Genomic DNA, 12,408 nt, shown 5'->3' with positions numbered 1-12,408 from the left:
CTTTATTATCTTTCATAAAGAAGAGAACATGAGTATGAGTTATATCCAAGTAAAGCAAAATTTGGAGAATACATAAGTCTGTTGCTATCTTATCCATCTCTCCATGAGAATAAACAGGAATATAGGAAAATGATGTAGAATGGAATGAATGAAAACAAGTGAAAGTAGGGGGAAACATGACAAAGTTTAATTGGCATAAATCCGCAGAAAAAAAATGGGACAACAATGCAGAATCTTGGAACCAAAATAGCGGGGAAATGTGGGATCATGGAAGTCGTAGCACAATCATCCCGTTTTTTGAAAAGTATGTAGAAAATGGTGTGGCAGTTTTAGATGTTGGCTGCGGTGATGGATATGGTACATATAAATTAAGTCTAGCAGGATATAAAGCGTGTGGTGTAGATTTATCCGAGCAAATGATTCAAAAGGGAAAGGAACGCGGAGAAGGGCCTAATTTGTCATTTATAAAGGGAGATCTCTCTTCATTGCCTTTTGAAAATGAGAAATTTCCAGCAATATTAGCGGTGAACTCGTTAGAATGGACAGAACAGCCATTACAGGCGTTACAGGAGATAAAGCGTGTTTTGAGACCTGATGGACATGCGTGCATTGCTATTTTAGGACCGACAGCAAAACCACGTGAAAATAGCTATCCTCGTTTATATGGAAAAGATGTTGTTTGTAATACAATGATGCCTTGGGAATTTGAACAGCTTGCAGAGGAACAAGGATTTCAAGTAGTCGATGGGATGGGTGTATATAAACGAGGTGTAAATGAAAAAATGCTTGGACAATTATCAGTAGAACTGCAGCAAGCACTAACATTTTTGTGGGTATTTATGCTGAAAAAATAATGCCTGAAGAAATGTGCAAAATTTAGGAGGGAAATAAGTGCAGAAAATACAAAAAACTGATACAATATCAGCAGAACCAATTAAAGGGGGACTAGGGTATATGACAACTACTACAACAGTTAAATCCGATATTGAAATTGCACAAGAAGCAAGTATGAAGAAAATTCAAGAGATTGCAGCTGAGTTGAACCTTTTAGAAGAAGAATTAGAGCCATATGGTCATTATAAAGGGAAATTATCTCTTGATATTTTTAAGCGCTTACAAACTGAAAAGGACGGAAAAGTTGTTTTAGTAACAGCGATTAACCCGACTCCAGCAGGAGAAGGTAAATCAACGGTAACAGTTGGTTTAGGTCAAGCTTTTAATAAAATTGGTAAAAAAGCAGTCATTGCACTTCGTGAGCCATCACTTGGACCAACAATGGGATTAAAGGGTGGTGCAGCAGGTGGAGGTTATTCACAAGTTGTCCCAATGGAAGATATCAACCTTCACTTTACTGGTGATATTCATGCCATTACAACTGCAAATAACGCATTAGCAGCATTTATTGATAATCATATTCAACAAGGAAATGTACTTAAGATTGATACACGAAAAATCGTATGGAAGCGTTGTGTCGATTTAAATGACCGTGCACTGCGTAATGTAGTAATTGGTCTTGGTGGACCAGTTCAAGGTGTACCACGTGAAGACGGTTTTGATATTACAGTAGCATCTGAAATTATGGCTGTATTCTGCCTTGCGACAGATATTCAAGATTTAAAGATGCGTTTATCTCGCATTGTCGTTGCTTATAATATGGACAATGAGCCTGTAACAGTTAAAGATTTAGGCGTAGAGGGAGCGTTAACACTTCTATTAAAAGATGCGTTAAAACCAAACTTAGTACAAACATTAGAAAATACCCCAGCAATCATTCATGGTGGACCATTTGCTAACATCGCTCACGGTTGTAACAGTGTTATCGCTACAACAATGGCAGCGAAATTAGGTGATTATGTCATTACAGAAGCTGGTTTTGGTGCGGACTTAGGTGCTGAAAAATTCTTAGATATTAAAGCGCGTGCAGCAGGTATTAAACCAGAAGCAGTTGTTATCGTTGCGACAATTCGTGCGCTTAAAATGCACGGCGGCGTAGCGAAAGATCAGTTAAAAGAAGAAAATGTAGATGCACTAGCAAAAGGAATGGAAAACTTACAAAAACATGTGGAAACAATTCAAAGTTTCGGTGTTCCATTCGTAATTGCAATTAATAAATTTATTACAGATACAGATGCAGAGGTTGCATACTTACAAGAATGGTGCAACGAACGTGGCTACGAAGTATCCTTAACAGAAGTTTGGGAAAAAGGTGGTCAAGGTGGTGTAGACCTTGCTGAGAAAGTATTAAAAGTAATTGAAAAAGGTGACAACAAATACGCACCACTTTATGATTTAGAATTATCTTTAGAAGAAAAAATCCGTACAATTGCTCAAAAAGTATACGGTGCAAAAGATATTGAATTTGCTCCGAAAGCACGTAAACAATTGGCTCAATTTACAGGAGAAGGTTGGAGTAACTTACCGGTATGTATGGCAAAAACACAATATTCTCTTTCTGATGATGCAACGAAATTAGGTCGACCATCTGACTTTATTGTGACAATTCGTGAACTAAAACCATCTATCGGTGCAGGGTTTATTGTAGCATTAACGGGAACAATGTTAACAATGCCAGGTCTGCCAAAACAACCAGCTGCACTTCAAATGGACGTAAATGAAGATGGAAAAGCAGTAGGTTTATTCTAAAAGGTTGTAATTCATCTCGTTTATCTGTAAACTATATATACATCAAGTGGCGCCTTTCCATCGAAAGGCGCCTGTTTTTTGGAGGAAATTATGTTTGATCCAACTGCTTTTGACAATTTAAAAGTAATCGTTGAAGGAGCTGTCTACGATTTTGATTTACATGGAGATATTCTTGTAACGGATCGAAAAGATATGATGGACCTTGCGTCGTTAAGTCGTATATACAATATTTCATTTCAATTAAACGAATCATTTGAAACGTTAGTAGAAGCGACATTTTCATTATCTGTAGATGCAAAAAATTTATCAGGTGAGATATTGGAAGTACCTCAGTTTATACCGGGGTGTGAAATGAAATTAAGGTTTACATTTCCGCTGCAATGCCCAGAAACCGACTGCCAACAAATTGAAAGCTTATTACAATCTATCTGGGGAAAAGAGCGAATGATTACGCAACAAATTTCATACGAATATAATAAGCAAGCGATTTCATATCATAATAAGGTAGAAGTTCTATTTCAAAAAGCGATTACAGAAGACCATGTTGATGATTTAATAGCTGTTATTTCTCACATGATAGAAACGGTGCGAGCAATACAACATTTTCTTCAAAAATAGAGATAAAGGAGAAAAACAAATGATAAAAGATATGCAACCATTTTTGCAACAAGCTTGGGAGAAGGCTGGTTTTAAAGAGTTTACTGAAATTCAAAAGCAAGCAATTCCAACGATTTTAGAAGGACAAGACGTTATAGCTGAATCTCCAACTGGAACAGGAAAAACATTAGCGTACTTATTACCACTTTTACATAAAATTAATCCTGAAGTAAAACAACCACAAATTGTAATCTTAGCACCAACACGTGAACTTGTTATGCAAATTCATGAAGAGGTTCAAAAATTTACAGCAGGAACTGATATTTCAGGTGCATCTTTAATTGGAGGGGCGGATATTAAGCGCCAAGTAGAAAAATTAAAGAAACATCCAAAAGTAATTGTTGGTTCACCGGGGCGTATTTTGGAATTAATTCGTATGAAAAAGTTAAAAATGCATGAAGTAAAAACAATTATATTTGATGAGTTTGATCAAATCGTAAAACAAAAGATGGTTGACGCTGTACATGATGTTATAAAATCTACAATGCGCGATCGTCAATTAGTATTCTTCTCTGCAACGATGACAAAAGACGCAGAAGAAGTAGCACGTGATTTTGCGGTTGAACCACAATTAGTTCGTGTAAAACGTACAGAAACGAAAAGCCTAGTGGAGCACACATACATTGTTTGTGAGCGTCGTGAGAAAAATGATTACGTAAGAAAAATTATGCATATTGGCAATGTAAAAGCAGTAGCCTTTTTAAATGATCCATATCGTTTAGATGAAATTGCTGAAAAATTAAAGTATCGCAAAATGAAAGCTGCAGCACTTCATGCAGAGGCAAGTAAACAAGAGCGTGAAGCAACAATGCGTGCATTCCGTCAAGGAAAAGTAGAAATTTTACTGGCGACTGATATTGCAGCACGTGGATTAGATATTGATGATTTAACACACGTAATTCATTTAGAATTACCAGATACACTAGACCAATACATTCACCGTTCAGGTCGTACAGGACGTATGGGGAAAGAGGGGACAGTTGTTTCCCTTGTTACACCGCAAGAAGAGCGTAAACTACTTCAATTTGCGAAAAAATTAGGTATTCAATTTACAAAGCAAGAAATGTTTAAAGGTACTTTTGTAGAGTCAAAACCGAAAGCACCAAAGAAAAAGAAACCAGCATTCACTGGGAAGAAGAAGCCTAGATAATGTGAAGCTTCCATTTATATTGGAATAATAAGAGTAAAAAGGCGTGTCGGCATGTATAAAGCAGTCACGTCTTTTTATTGTTTTTGTATGTAATATAAAAAGCTATGTCAAATAACGATGTTGATATTTGAATAACAGGAACGTTCGTTCTATAATAAAAAGAGCTATTAAATATATCGAAAGAGGGTTGATGTAGTATGGATACGCAAGTGATTACGAAATTTAAAATATTCAAATCGGCTAGTGAGGTGTTTGAAACTATAGTAGATCCTGAAAAAATGTCTAATTATTGGTTTTCATCCGGAACTGAAAGACTGGAACAAGGCAAGACGATTACATGGAGATATGATGAATATAATGCAGAAGTTGTAATACGTGTATTAGAAATTGAGGAAAATAAAAAAATCGTATTCTCATGGGGAGGATACGGTGAAGAAACGATTGTTACGATTATACTAAGTGAGTTGGATCATACGAGTACAATCATTGAAGTAAATGAATCAGGTTTGAAAGAAGATGACCCCGAGGTCGTTAATAAAATGCTAGGACAAAAAGAAGGCTGGGTATATGTGTTAACTTGTTTAAAGGGTTATTTGGAAAATGGGATTAGTAATTTGAGAGCGTCATTAATTCATTAATGACATAGCTTCACGCCTACAAGAACCTTTTGATTCTTGTAGGCGTGAAGCCGATTATCAACAGTATCATTTAAAGGTGTTTTTCTAAAAAGAAAACACCTTTTTCAATAGTAGTTTCTACATAACCGACGATTTGATTAAATGTAAACACTTGTAAGTCTGCATGTAAATCTTGCTCCGGATACAGCATATCATCAAAGATGAATTTTTTAAAAGCTAGAACGTTTTCTTCAGTCACTTCCTCGATCTTTGGTATGTTTGCTTTTTGATTAAGTAGAGAAAGAAATTGCTGCTCTTTATCGTAATGATGTAATAGTTTCGCATTCAATAATTTAAAGTCATTATGATACAGGGATAAAATTGTTGTGTCATGCTCGATTCTATTTTTGAGCCAAGGGAGAAAAAATCCGTTCAACCAATTATCATCAGCGATAAGGTGTGTGTAATAGCCTAAAATAAAAGAGGAGTCTATAAATGGTTCATATTTATGAAGAAATGTATCATAATCGATTCTTCTCGTATAGTTTTTTGTCGTACCAGCGTAGAAATGGGACTTTTCTTTTTCTGCTTTTGAATAAACTGCATCAGGAGCGACTCCACCGAGTAGGAAAGATGTTCTATCTTGAATGGATAATTTCTCTGCAATACCATTTGCGATAATTAAGTGCATAATCCGTGATCCCATAAATGACACCTCAATTTCATATCCAAAATGACTTTTCCAGTACTTTGTCTACTTTCTACCCATTCATGTGCTTTCCCTGCATCTTGCAATGGAAACCGTTTCCCTAATTTAATTTGCAGGCTGCCATCACGTAAATATTGAAACACTTGATCGGCTGTATGACGGAGTAAGTGAGGACGCTTTTTACGAGTTGTCCCAAAGCTAAAGCCAAGAATTGAACGACAACTTGCATGTAAATCTTTTGTTCGGAATGTACCAATTTCACCGCTTGCATTTCCAAAATGGACAAGCCGACCGTAGTAAGCAAGGCATTCTAGGCTTTTCTCTGATACAGTTCCGGAAATAGAGTCTAATATCACGTTTACTCCTTCGCCATCTGTAAGTGTATTTACCTTCTCTGCAAAATCTTCATTTTGATAACAAATTACATGATCAGCTCCAGCATCTAAAGCAATTTTTCTTTTTGTTTCTGTTCCGACTGTTCCAATAATTTTTCCAGCACCTAATATTTTGGCTAACTGAATAGCTGTTGTTCCAATTCCACCAGCTGCCGCATGAATCAAAACAGTTTCACCTTGTTGTAATCTTGCTATATTTGCAAGCAAATTATAACTCGTAAAAGATACAATAGGACAAGCAGCTGCAGTTGTGAAGTCAACTTCATCAGGTAACACAAACGTAAGGTTTTCATTCGCGACAACATACTCAGCATAAGATCCATTCAAAGGAAAGGCAATTACCCGCTGTCCTACGCGAATATTTTTAACATCTGAACCGACTTGCTCGACAATTCCTGCTGCATCTATACCAGGGATAAAGGGCAGTTTTCCATTTCCTTTTTTCCCATAGCGAGATTTAATATCGGCAAAGTTGACGCTGGTTGCGATAACGCGAATTAATACTTGCTTCTCTGTAATAGTCGGTATAGGCACCTCTGTATATTTCAGTTTATCTGGACCACCAAATTCTGTTACAACAATAGCTTTCATCATATATCCCTCCAACATAGAGTCTATTTATTATTTTAAACACCTATCTTAAAATGGAAAATTATATAATTGTTATGGTGAATTATAAGCTAAGATTATGAAATAATTAATTTTATTCATCTATACAAAAATTTATATTAAAAAAACCGAACGAAATGTTCTTTATTTGCCAATATATAGTGTAAGACAAAGGAGGGACAATGAATGGATCAGGAAAAAGACTATCATCATCTCATCCAACTAACTCTATCAGGAAATCAAGAAGCATACAGTGAATTGTATGATAAGACAATTCAAGATGTTTATAAGACAGTTCATTTTTTGATAGAAGAAAAGATAGATGTAGATGATGTAGTTCAGGAAATATATATACAGTTGTATCAATCGCTTAGCAAGTATAATCCGGAGAGACCTTTTCGGCCGTGGTTATTGGGACTTGCAATTAGGCAAATTCATTCATATAGGAGAAAAAGGTGGATGCGTCTGCGGATTTTAAAGAAAGCGGAGGAGCAGAAGAAGCCAATTGAATTTGATTTTTCAAGTGATATTGTGAATAAGATTTCGAATCAAAAGCTTATTGCGCTCATTCATAAATTACCTTACAAGTTGAAGCAAGTCATTATCTTGCGGTATTTACACGATTATTCACAAGAAGAAGTAGCGAATATTTTACATATTCCGGTTGGAACGGTTAAATCACGAATTCATGCAGCGCTAAAGAAATTACGCCAAAAAGAGCAAGTAGAAGAAATCTTTTTAGGAGAGGTAGGGGACGCGAAATGAGTTTAGAGTATCGGGTAAGGGAATCCATACAAGAAGAAGCAAAGGGAATTGTACCGCCACCTGAGTTGAAAGAAAAAGTAATGATTCAAATAAAAGTAAAGCGCGGAGGGAAAACGATGAAAAAGCGTCTTATCACAGGAGTACTAGCAGCAGCACTATTAATTCCAACGACAGGTTTTGCATATCAATCTATTATGGCGGATGGTATTTATGGTTCGTTTGAGAATTTGAAAAAACATGCAGGAAATGCAACACTTCAAGGGTATTTGCAGTTAGATGCGAAACTAGCACAAGCAAAAGGAGAAATGGGACAAAAGGAATACGAAAAATTTACAAAGCATTTAAAAAAACTTACAAATGCAAAGCTTACATATGGAGATTCTAACGGTAACATAGATTATGATCAATTATCACCGGCGAAAAAAGAGGAAATGAAAAAGATAGTGATGGTACTTCAGCCGTACTTTGATAAATTGAATGGGGATAAATCTAGTAAAGAAGTATTAACTTCTAAAGAGTACGAACAGTATATAGATGCATTAATGACCTATGAGAAAGTGCAAGTGAAAATTAAATCAAGCGGACATGTAACGGTAGAAGAAGTTCCCGAAGCGTATAAAGAGGAATTTGTACAAGCGGATCGGTTTATGGAGTATGTAAATGGAAAGGTACAACAAATAAATTAAGAGTATGAAAAAAAGAGCCGTTGTTTATAAAAAGGGCTCTTCTTTCTATTTACTATTTAAATTTCCTTACCGCATGTATAGCGACTTTCACAGATACACATCCAGAAGATAGGGGAGGAAGGCTCGTGTCATGTTAGCCTTCTTTTTTTATGAAACAATCTAAGAATGAGTAACCAGCTATTATGTTTATTATTACAGAAAATGTTGTATTTAGAAGAATGATAGTAGCTAAGTAAGGAAAGAAGTGTCCGAGGGGTGAAAAATATAACATAGGTGAAAAACCAATCAATATTGAAGGAAGGACAAGGCCTATAAATTTATCTGGTTGAAATTTCCATTCGTGTTGATTTTTTTTTTTGTTATGAATAAGCTGGCAGAAGCGCAGTACACCACCAATGAAAAAGGGGAAAAATACAAAGAAAAATATTCGAGGATATATATGAAAGGATAGCTCAGCTTGTTGATCTAAATAGAATTGAATTTTCCCTCCTGTAAATAGCAATATAACAATGAATAAAGTGTAACATAAGTATTTGATTATTTCTTTCATCGTTTCCCTCCTTTTTGTATATGTGTATTATTCAAAAAATATATTCAAAGAAAGAGGATATATGCTTGAAACAAAGCATCATATCCTCGGATGTTTTTTCATTTAGTTAGTAGTCGTTTTAGCCTTTTCTTGCTTTGTAAGATAATCGATAATTCCCATCGCACTGATTTCCATATCTAGTTTTATTACATCATAAATAGAATGTGTGGATGGTACGCCTTGCTGTGAAAGGTGTGAGGATACCTTTTCAAGCAGCAAAACATATAGTTCATGACTTGCCGTTTCAAAATCCTGCTTTTTTTCAAATACTTGTTTTCCAGTCTCAACAAAGATAGGTAGCCAATACTCAAGCTGTTTATACACTTCAGAAACATGGGAAGATGCACCATAATGCCCAAAATAGATTGAATCAACTTTCATACTTCGGATGCGATCTTTTGCCGCTATCATCGCATCTGGTTGAAACTGTGAAGGAGACGTAGTGGGCAAGTATAGTTCAACGCCAAGTTCAGCTAGTTCTCGATAATAAATACCAATTGTATCACCTGTGAAAATACCATTTGTTAAAGAGTCATGGATGCTAATATGGTGTTTTGCATGCCCTGGTGTATCATAAAATGTGAGCGTCCGATTTTTTGAAATTTGTAGTACGTCACCATCTTGTACAATATGGACGCGTTTTTCTGGAATAGGAAGGATTGGATTGAAGAGTTCATCAAAAGCATCGCCATATACAGCTTTGGCACCTTGGATTAATTTTGTAGGATCAATCATATGACGTGCGCCACGTGAATGGACGAATAAAGTAGCATTTGGGCACTTCTCCATCATTAAACCAGCGCTACCAGCATGATCAAGATGAACATGTGTAACAATGATATTCTTAACATCTGCTAAGTCAATACGTAATTGATGTAAGCCGTTTAGAATGTACGGAAGAGAAGGTGCTGCACACGTTTCGATTAAAGTAATATCATCACCTAGTAAAACGTATGTACCTGTACGCTCGTTATGTTGTAAATCGTAATCATCAATGAGATATAACTGAGGGGATAATTGTTCAACTTTTTTCATATGAATCACTCCTTATAGTCTTTATGTTCTTTTATTATAAAATAAAAGGCAGAAAACGAAAAATCGTTTTCTGCCTTTATGTAATGTTGTTATTTACTTTGCTCTTTACTAATTGACATAATAAAGAATCCGACAATACCACCAACTAGTGGAAGGAAAATCATTCCTGCAAGTGAAAAGTACTTGCTTAAAAATAGGCCATTTACATCGATAAACCATCCAGCAACAAATAATACCATCATATATAATACGAAATAAAACTCGCGATTTGAAATCATTTCCCGTTGTGCAGTTTTCATTATCAACACCATCCTTTTTTCATTATAATGGAATTGAAAATGTCACAATTTAGAAGGTAAAATGTCACATCTTGTTCACAATTTAATTGTAAAACTTTCCAAGCTATTTGTCTAGTAGTTTGTGTCGAAATTTTGAACAAAAATAAAGCGCTCTCATTAGACGGGAAACTGAAATACATATATGATGAGAATAAGTAAGAAAGGATAGAGAGGGGCAGATATATATGACAGTTTATGAGTTTTCTGCAAAAACAATTACAGGGGAAGAAAAATCGTTGCGAGAGTATGAAGGTAAAGTTCTTTTCATTGTAAATGTCGCAAGTAAATGTGGATTTACACCGCAATATAAAGGATTACAAGCCATCTATGAAAAGTATAAAGAGCAAGGACTAGAAATACTGGGTTTCCCATGTAATCAATTTGGGGGACAGGAACCAGGTACAGAAGAGGAGATTACAAGTTTTTGTGAACTAAATTACGGTGTATCTTTTCCGATGTTCGCGAAAGTTGATGTAAAAGGTGATAGCGCGCATCCACTTTATACATATATGACGGATCAGGCGCCGGGCATACTTGGTATGAAGGCGGTTAAGTGGAACTTTACGAAGTTTTTAATCGGGCGTGATGGAAAAGTGATGGATCGATTTGCACCGCAGACGAAGCCGGAAGAGTTGGAGAAGGAGATTGAAAAAGTATTGTAAAAAAAGAAGCTCGAATATGAGCTTCTTTTTTATGTATATTAACGTTCACATGCAATCCCATCGCCGTCTCTGTCTAGTTTACGGCTATAGCCAGGTTGTCCACTATAGAGAGGAGCTTTACCTGCATTTTTTACTTCTGTGCAATTTTTATATTGTACATTACTATTACTTTCAGTAGCAGGTTGTGCCTGCGAAGCAGTTTGTTGTTCTTGTTGCTTATTAGTTTGTTCCTCAGCTTGACGCTTTTGTTCTTCCTGTTGCTTTTGAGCCTGTTCTTCTTCTAATTTACGAGCTTTTTCGTCTGCTTCTTTCTGTTCTAGTTCTTTTTTCTTGTCTGCATCTTTTTTATCTACTTTTTCAGATGCAACTGTTTTATCATTTGCTGTTATCTTTTCAGTAGAGGGAGTTGAGATACTAGTTAATACTCCAAAAGCTATAAATAAACCAGCAGTAATTAAAAATTGTTTCTTAGCCATACTCGTTTTCTTAATGATAGAAATGTTGCTTTCTTTTTCTTAACGAAAGTAGTTGCTGTAATTACTTTAAAAATACAAATCAAAACACATTTAGCAGCTTTATTTGTAGTATTAGGTGATCCAAGGTGCGAGTAGTGTGAGGTAGGATAGTAGATAGATGAGGTGACTTCTCATCCATCTACTAAAAACATAATATTATTATGTGAACAAAATAGATGTAAAAAATGTAATGCTTTTAATAGATAGAACTTACGATCGAATGAGGAGAATGTATGATTCGCCAAGCAAAAAAAGAAGAAATTGTAATCGTAAGAGGCTGGTTACAAGAAGCAGCAATTTCTCTATGTGATAAGGAAAAATGGAATGCGAGTTTATGGAACGATGAAATAGATGCGTATTATATACATAGAATTGTAGTCTCGAAAGAGGGCAAGGGATTAAACATCGGTAGTCAGTTTATACAATGGGCAAAGAATAGAGCAAGAGAGTCTGGAAAGAAACTACGACTAGATTGCGTTGCTAGTTTGCTTTTATAATACTTTAAAAATCAGTTCATTTATAAAAAAAGGTGATGTAGGGGAAGGAGATGAGAATCAATATTGATTATTCTTTATTTGTAACTTTCTCTTCTATCTAGGAAAAACGACTTTAAAATGTAAGATAATGGGGGGATGTGAAATAATAGATAGAGCTGACTTCGTGTAGAAGTCAGCTCTATCTATTATTTCAATTCTTTATTTTTCCCTTTTTTAAATTCTTTTTGTTTATCTAGCCAAATATGAATTAAGTCTACTAATTCAATCGTTTCTATCTCACAAAATTCTCCCTTACCATCTTCAGACAAATTGTCTAGGACAGTAGTTGTATCTTTCCGAATTTCTAAACCGCAAATGTTGCCATTTACTACTACGTAATTTTCTTTCCCATTCAAAACACTATGTATTTCTTCTAAAATCCAATCTCCAAACGCAGAAACTTCAACGCCTAAAAAAGTCTCAATAAGTTTAATTTCTTGAGGAAGCCTCATAACTAATTTTCCGTTGGTAAGTACTTCAAAGCTATATGGATATTTCATTA

The 12,408-nt window shown here is 35.4% G+C and carries 15 protein-coding genes and 1 pseudogene; 9 read left to right on the top strand and 7 right to left on the bottom strand.

What is annotated here, in order from left to right:
• Positions 1-176 precede the first annotated feature (176 nt).
• The 5 genes from HRG09_RS17180 to HRG09_RS17160 all read left to right on the top strand — a co-directional run bounded on the left by HRG09_RS17180 (position 177) and on the right by HRG09_RS17160 (position 5,088).
• On the top strand, positions 177-854 hold the full coding sequence (locus HRG09_RS17180; protein ID WP_174102115.1) for a class I SAM-dependent methyltransferase: 678 nt from the start codon (positions 177-179) through the stop codon (positions 852-854).
• Positions 855-954: 100 nt separating this feature from the next.
• Positions 955-2,643, top strand: coding sequence for a formate--tetrahydrofolate ligase (locus tag HRG09_RS17175; RefSeq protein ID WP_217448080.1), 1,689 nt, complete (start codon positions 955-957; stop codon positions 2,641-2,643).
• A 90-nt stretch (positions 2,644-2,733) separates the two neighbouring features.
• Complete coding sequence (locus HRG09_RS17170; protein WP_174102113.1) at positions 2,734-3,261, top strand: hypothetical protein; 528 nt, start codon at positions 2,734-2,736, stop codon at positions 3,259-3,261.
• 19 nt (positions 3,262-3,280) lie between these two features.
• Entirely contained in the window at positions 3,281-4,450 is a 1,170-nt protein-coding gene (locus tag HRG09_RS17165) for a DEAD/DEAH box helicase (protein WP_174102112.1), read from the top strand.
• Between the two features lie 197 nt (positions 4,451-4,647).
• Complete coding sequence (locus HRG09_RS17160; RefSeq protein ID WP_174102111.1) at positions 4,648-5,088, top strand: SRPBCC family protein; 441 nt, start codon at positions 4,648-4,650, stop codon at positions 5,086-5,088.
• A gap of 70 nt (positions 5,089-5,158) precedes the next feature.
• Here HRG09_RS17160 and HRG09_RS17155 read toward each other — a convergent pair whose 3' ends face one another.
• On the bottom strand, positions 5,159-5,773 hold the full coding sequence (locus HRG09_RS17155; RefSeq protein ID WP_174102110.1) for a zinc dependent phospholipase C family protein: 615 nt from the start codon (positions 5,771-5,773) through the stop codon (positions 5,159-5,161).
• Positions 5,749-6,762 carry a quinone oxidoreductase family protein gene (locus tag HRG09_RS17150; protein WP_174102169.1) on the bottom strand — a complete coding sequence of 338 codons (1,014 nt, stop codon included), beginning with the start codon at positions 6,760-6,762 and terminating at the stop codon, positions 5,749-5,751. The genes HRG09_RS17155 and HRG09_RS17150 overlap by 25 nt, the downstream gene beginning before the upstream one ends.
• 204 nt (positions 6,763-6,966) lie before the next feature.
• Here HRG09_RS17150 and HRG09_RS17145 point away from each other — a divergent pair, with 204 nt between their 5' ends.
• A complete protein-coding gene (locus HRG09_RS17145; protein ID WP_174102109.1) occupies positions 6,967-7,545 on the top strand; it encodes a sigma-70 family RNA polymerase sigma factor in 579 nt (192 codons plus the stop codon).
• Complete coding sequence (locus HRG09_RS17140) at positions 7,542-8,231, top strand: DUF3600 domain-containing protein (RefSeq protein ID WP_174102108.1); 690 nt, start codon at positions 7,542-7,544, stop codon at positions 8,229-8,231. The genes HRG09_RS17145 and HRG09_RS17140 overlap by 4 nt, the downstream gene beginning before the upstream one ends.
• Positions 8,232-8,364: 133 nt before the next feature.
• Here HRG09_RS17140 and HRG09_RS17135 read toward each other — a convergent pair whose 3' ends face one another.
• The 3 genes from HRG09_RS17135 to HRG09_RS17125 all read right to left on the bottom strand — a co-directional run bounded on the left by HRG09_RS17135 (position 8,365) and on the right by HRG09_RS17125 (position 10,154).
• Positions 8,365-8,781, bottom strand: a complete 417-nt coding sequence (locus tag HRG09_RS17135; RefSeq protein ID WP_174102107.1) for a hypothetical protein — start codon at positions 8,779-8,781, stop codon at positions 8,365-8,367.
• 102 nt (positions 8,782-8,883) lie between these two features.
• A complete protein-coding gene (locus HRG09_RS17130) occupies positions 8,884-9,855 on the bottom strand; it encodes an MBL fold metallo-hydrolase (RefSeq protein ID WP_174102106.1) in 972 nt (323 codons plus the stop codon).
• A gap of 89 nt (positions 9,856-9,944) precedes the next feature.
• Positions 9,945-10,154, bottom strand: coding sequence for a DUF3925 family protein (locus HRG09_RS17125; RefSeq protein ID WP_000844992.1), 210 nt, complete (start codon positions 10,152-10,154; stop codon positions 9,945-9,947).
• Between the two features lie 224 nt (positions 10,155-10,378).
• Between HRG09_RS17125 and HRG09_RS17120 the strand changes: the two genes are divergently transcribed.
• Positions 10,379-10,855 (top strand): glutathione peroxidase, encoded by a 477-nt coding sequence (locus tag HRG09_RS17120; protein WP_174102105.1) that lies wholly within the window; start codon positions 10,379-10,381, stop codon positions 10,853-10,855.
• 38 nt (positions 10,856-10,893) lie between these two features.
• On the opposite strand, the pseudogene HRG09_RS17115 reads toward HRG09_RS17120, so the two are convergent.
• Positions 10,894-11,355: pseudogene (locus HRG09_RS17115) on the bottom strand (excalibur calcium-binding domain-containing protein); the annotation flags it as partial.
• Positions 11,356-11,603: 248 nt separating this feature from the next.
• Between HRG09_RS17115 and HRG09_RS17105 the strand changes: the two are divergent.
• Positions 11,604-11,867, top strand: coding sequence for a GNAT family protein (locus HRG09_RS17105; RefSeq protein ID WP_174102103.1), 264 nt, complete (start codon positions 11,604-11,606; stop codon positions 11,865-11,867).
• 185 nt (positions 11,868-12,052) lie between these two features.
• On the opposite strand, the gene HRG09_RS17100 is transcribed toward HRG09_RS17105, so the two are convergent.
• Entirely contained in the window at positions 12,053-12,406 is a 354-nt protein-coding gene (locus HRG09_RS17100; protein ID WP_174102102.1) for a type II toxin-antitoxin system toxin, read from the bottom strand.
• Positions 12,407-12,408: the final 2 nt, after the last annotated feature.

Source organism: Bacillus sp. Xin1, assembly GCF_013314535.1.
Taxonomy (GTDB): Bacteria; Bacillota; Bacilli; order Bacillales; family Bacillaceae_G; genus Bacillus_A.
Note: the sequence above shows the minus strand (reverse complement) of the source record. Positions and strands in the feature narration are given on the sequence as shown.